At 61.6% G+C, this 1,501-nt stretch carries 2 protein-coding genes; both read left to right on the top strand.

What is annotated here, in order from left to right:
• Positions 1-458, top strand: a 458-nt coding sequence (locus ACE04F_RS21260; protein ID WP_486109767.1) for an aldose epimerase family protein, incomplete at its 5' end; no start/stop codon positions are given.
• 111 nt (positions 459-569) lie between these two features.
• Complete coding sequence (locus ACE04F_RS21265; RefSeq protein WP_486109769.1) at positions 570-1,391, top strand: aldo/keto reductase; 822 nt, start codon at positions 570-572, stop codon at positions 1,389-1,391.
• The last annotated feature ends 110 nt before the right edge of the window (positions 1,392-1,501 follow it).

Here is a 1,501-nt window from a genome sequence, read left to right on the forward strand (position 1 = left end):
ACACACCAGTGACCGCCAAGCTGATCCCCACCGGCGAGCTGGCGCCAGTAACCGGCACCCCGATGGACTTCACCAAGCCCACGCCCATTGGCACGCATATCAAGGCTGATCATCCACAGCTGAAATTTGCCGAACCGAAACAAGGCGGCTTCGATTTCAACTGGGTACTCGACGCCAAGGGCGACGTGAGCAAACTCGCCGCCGAGGTCCAGGATCCGCAGTCCGGACGGCGCCTGCAGCTCTACACCAGCGAGCCGGGCGTGCAGTTCTACACCAGCAACTTCCTCGACGGCACGATCAAGGGCAAGCAAGGCAAGGTCTACCCGCACTGGAGCGCGTTTACCCTGGAAACCCAGCATTATCCCGATTCGCCAAACCAGCCGTCCTTCCCTTCCACCCGACTTGATCCGGGCCAGACCTACACCCAGACCATGGTGCTGAAGTTCTCGGCCGAGTAATCCTGCCACCAACCGATCGTTCCCACCTTTTGCGCGGGAACGATCAAGGTTGGAACGCCTGGTCTATCCTGCTGCCACACGCTGTATCGACCAGCACGACAGGAGATGTGCATGAGAACTGTGGAATTGGCCGGTGTATCCGTACCGGTAATCGGCCAGGGCACCTGGCGGATGGGTGAGGAACCGTCCCATCACAAGAAAGAAGTAGCCGCCCTGCGCCTGGGCATCGAACTGGGCATGAGCCTGATCGACACCGCCGAAATGTACGCCGAGGGCGGCGCCGAGCAGGTCGTTGGCGAAGCGATCACCGGGCTACGCGACCAGGTATTCCTGGTGAGCAAGGTCTACCCGCACAATGCCAGCCGCAAAGGCATTCCGTTGGCCTGCGAGCGCAGCTTGCGGCGACTCGACACCGATTATATCGACCTCTATTTGCTGCACTGGCGCGGCCAGTACCCACTGGAGGAAACCGTCGAAGCGTTTGAGCACCTGCGCGAAGAAGGCAAGATCGGCCGCTGGGGCGTGTCGAACTTTGACGTCGACGATCTGGAGGAGCTGGCCTCGCCGGCCTGTGCGACCAATCAAGTGTTGTACAACCTGCAAGAACGCGGCATCGAATTCGACCTGCTGCCCTGGAGCCAGCAACAGCGCATGCCGGTCATGGTCTATTGTCCGGTCGGCCAGGGCGGGCATTTGCTCAAGGACCACACCCTGCAACAAATCGCCGAACGCCACCGCGCGACGCCGGCACAGATCGCCCTCGCCTGGCTGCTGCGCCAGGACAACGTCATCGCCATCCCCAAGGCTGTGCAAGCTGAACACGTGCGCCTGAACGCCGAAGCAGCGAATCTACAGCTGGAGCCCCAGGATCTGGCGGCGTTGGACCTGGTGTTCCCGCAGCCACAGGGCAAGCAGCGGTTGGCGATGGTTTAGTCCACTCGAACGCCGTGGTGATGAGAGCGCCCTTATTCCAGCTGTGGCGAGGTAGCTTGCTCCCGTTCGGTTGCGCAGCAACCGCCAGAAACTCGGGGCCGCTACGCAGC

This window comes from Pseudomonas sp. AGC41 (assembly GCF_057334555.1).